This is a genomic window from Kribbia dieselivorans NBRC 106261 (assembly GCF_001552435.1).
Taxonomy (GTDB): Bacteria; Actinomycetota; Actinomycetes; order Actinomycetales; family Dermatophilaceae; genus Kribbia; species Kribbia dieselivorans.
This window is the reverse complement of record NZ_BCRE01000125.1, coordinates 1-2806: the sequence shown is the minus strand read 5'-3', so window position 1 is coordinate 2806 and position 2806 is coordinate 1. Positions and strand designations below refer to the sequence as shown.

The 2806-nt window shown below is 70.2% G+C and carries 4 protein-coding genes; all 4 read right to left on the bottom strand.

Translation table 11 applies throughout. The annotated features are described in order from the left end of the window. Positions 1-79: 79 nt before the first annotated feature. Positions 80-553, bottom strand: a complete 474-nt coding sequence (ribH, locus tag KD1_RS10935; protein WP_068401848.1) for a 6,7-dimethyl-8-ribityllumazine synthase — start codon at positions 551-553, stop codon at positions 80-82. Next, complete coding sequence (locus KD1_RS10930; RefSeq protein WP_068401846.1) at positions 550-1887, bottom strand: bifunctional 3,4-dihydroxy-2-butanone-4-phosphate synthase/GTP cyclohydrolase II; 1338 nt, start codon at positions 1885-1887, stop codon at positions 550-552. The genes ribH and KD1_RS10930 overlap by 4 nt, the downstream gene beginning before the upstream one ends. Beyond that, positions 1880-2494 carry a riboflavin synthase gene (locus KD1_RS10925; protein ID WP_068401844.1) on the bottom strand — a complete coding sequence of 205 codons (615 nt, stop codon included), beginning with the start codon at positions 2492-2494 and terminating at the stop codon, positions 1880-1882. The genes KD1_RS10930 and KD1_RS10925 overlap by 8 nt, the downstream gene beginning before the upstream one ends. Continuing rightward, on the bottom strand, positions 2494-2806 hold a 313-nt coding region (locus KD1_RS10920), incomplete at its 5' end, for a RibD family protein (RefSeq protein ID WP_174521106.1). The genes KD1_RS10920 and KD1_RS10925, both read right to left, overlap by 1 nt.

Sequence of the window (2806 nt, the reverse complement as noted above, 5' to 3'; positions counted from 1 at the left end):
CGGTTCGAGGTATTAGCGACCGCCCGGGCGGTCGCTAACACCTCGAACCGCTGGAGGGCGGGGAGCGGGGTGCGGGGACTCAGGCGCGGAAGGAGCGCAGCGTCAGCGCCGTCGACACGGCGGCCTCGGCGGCTTCGCGGCCCTTGTCCTCACGCGAACCGGCCAGCCCGGCGCGGTCGATGGCCTGCTCGTCGGTGTCACAGGTGAGCAACCCGAAGCCCACCGGCGTGCCGGTGTCGAGCGCCACCCGCGCCAGCCCGTCCGTCGCTGCGGAGCACACGTACTCGAAGTGCGGCGTCCCACCCCGAATGATCACGCCCAACGCGATCACCGCGTCATGCGTGGCCGCCAGCTTCGCGGCGATGACCGGCAACTCGAAGCTCCCGGCCGCCCGCACCAACGTGACGTCGGTGATGCCCATCTCCTTCAGGGCCCGCTGCGCACCCTCGATCAGGCCATCCATGACCTGGGTGTGCCACATCGACGCCACGATCGCGACGGACAGGTCCGCGGCTCCGTCGACGTTCAGCTTCGGCGCTCCGTGACCGCTCATGCTCGTCCTCCACAGGGGGTCGGGTTGGGGTTGGGGGTCGGGTTGGTGGGGGCCGGCTGGTTCAACCACGGCAGGTCGTGGCCCATCCGCTCGGCCTTGGTCCGCAGATACGCGGCGTTCTCGTCGGTGACCCCCGCCTGGATCGGGACGCGCCCGGTCACGGGGATTCCGAGCCTCGTCAGCGCCGCGCCCTTGGCCGGGTTGTTCGTCAGCAACCGCACCGACCCCACCCCCAGATCGCGCAGCATGTGCGCCGCCGCGGTGTACTCACGCGCGTCGTCGGGCAGACCGAGCGACCGGTTCGCGTCGACGGTGTCCTCACCGGTGTCCTGCAGCGCGTAGGCGCGCAACTTCTCCACCAGCCCGATGCCACGACCCTCGTGACCGCGCAGGTAGACCACGACCCCGCGCCCCTCCGCCACGACCGCGTCAAGGGAGGCGTTCAACTGCGGCCCGCAATCGCAACGCCGCGACCCGAACACATCACCGGTGAGGCATTCGGAGTGCAGTCGCACCAGCACGTCCTCGCCGTCGCCGAGGTCGCCGTGCACGAGCACCATCTGCTCCTCGAAGCGGCCCGGCACGAGCGTGCGATACCCGTGCGCGGTGAACCGGCCGTGGCTCGTCGGCAGGGTGGTCGTGACGATGCGCTCGACGAACGTCTCGGTGCGCGCGCGGTAGGCGATGAGGTCCTCGATGGTGATCAGCCGCAGCCCGTGGCGACGCGCGAACGCGGCCAGGTCGGGCAGACGCGCCATCTCGCCGTCGTCGTTGATGACCTCGACGATGACCCCGGCGGGGCGACAGCCGGCCAAGCGCGCGAGATCGACGGCCGCTTCGGTGTGACCGGGCCGCACGACGACTCCGCCTGCCCGTGCCACGAGTGGGAAGACGTGCCCGGGTCGGTTGAGGTCGGCAGCGGTGCCGTTGAGGCACACCTGCACCGTGCGCGCGCGGTCGCTGGCCGAGATGCCGGTGCTCACACCGTGCTCCGCACTGGCGTCGACGGAGACCGTGAACGCGGTGCCCATGTGGTCCTGGTTGCGGCGGACCATGTCAGGCAGATCGAGTTCGGCGGCGCGCTCCGCGGTCATGGCCAGGCAGACGAGCCCGCGGCCCTGCGTGATCATCAGGTTGATGACGGAGGAGGTCGCGAAGTCGGCGGCGACGATGATGTCACCCTCGTTCTCGCGGTCCTCGTCGTCGACGACCACGACCGGTCGACCGGCGGCGATGTCGGCGATGGCGTCCTCGACAGAGTCGATGACGATGGGCCGGCCGTCGACGTCCAGCCCGAGGTCGTCGCGGCTCCCGGTGGCGGGCTGATCAGCCATGACGCTGCTCCTTTCCGGCGCCGGTCAGGCGCTCGACGTACTTGGCGATGACATCGACCTCGAGGTTGACCGGATCGCCGATCTGCTTGTGCCCCAACGTCGTCAGGGCGAGGGTCGTGGGAATCAGGCTGATCGAGAACCAGTCGTCGTGGGCCTCGACGACGGTCAGGCTGATGCCGTCGACGGTGATCGACCCCTTCTCGACGACATAGCGGGAGAGGTTCGTCGGGAGACTGATGCGCACGACCTCCCAGTCCTCGCCGGGCGTGCGCTGCGTGATCTGACCGACCCCGTCGACGTGCCCCTGCACGAGGTGGCCGTCGAGCCGCCCGCCGAGCACCATCGGGCGTTCGAGGTTGACGCGCGAGCCGGCCTGGAGCACACCGAGACTGGAACGGTTGAGCGTCTCGGCCATGACGTCGGCGGTGAAACGCCCGTCGGTGGGCTGCTCGTCGATGACGGTCAGGCACACGCCGTTGACCGCGATGGAGTCACCATGTGCGGCGTCGGCCGTGACCGCCGGGCCGGCGATGGTCAGACGCACGGAGTCCGGCAGTTGCTCGACCGCGATCACCTCCCCGAGCTCCTCGATGATTCCGGTGAACATCAGATACCTCCGGGGGTGTTGCTGGGGTGGGAGTCGATGGGGTCAGCGTCGACCCGCGGGACGGCAGTGACGCGGATGTCGGCGCCGACGAACGCGATGTCGTCGATGCGCAGCCGCAGGGCATCGGAGATCGTCGTGATCCCACCGCCGGCGAGGACGGCCGGGCCGTCGCCGAGCAGGGCCGGAGCGAGGTACCCCACGACGCGGTCGATTGCGCCGGCGGCGACGAACGAGCCGGCCGTGGTGGCGCCGCCCTCGAGCAGCACGGCGCGAATGTCGCGGGCGTACAGCGCGGTGAGCACGGCGTCGATG

Excerpts from the sequence above, each read along its gene's own strand:
- KD1_RS10925 (WP_068401844.1), bottom strand. The coding sequence starts at position 2,494 with ATGTTCACCGGAATCATCGAGGAGCTCGGGGAGGTGATCGCGGTCGAG.
- KD1_RS10930 (WP_068401846.1), bottom strand. The coding sequence starts at position 1,887 with ATGGCTGATCAGCCCGCCACCGGGAGCCGCGACGACCTCGGGCTGGAC.
- ribH (WP_068401848.1), bottom strand. The coding sequence starts at position 553 with ATGAGCGGTCACGGAGCGCCGAAGCTGAACGTCGACGGAGCCGCGGAC.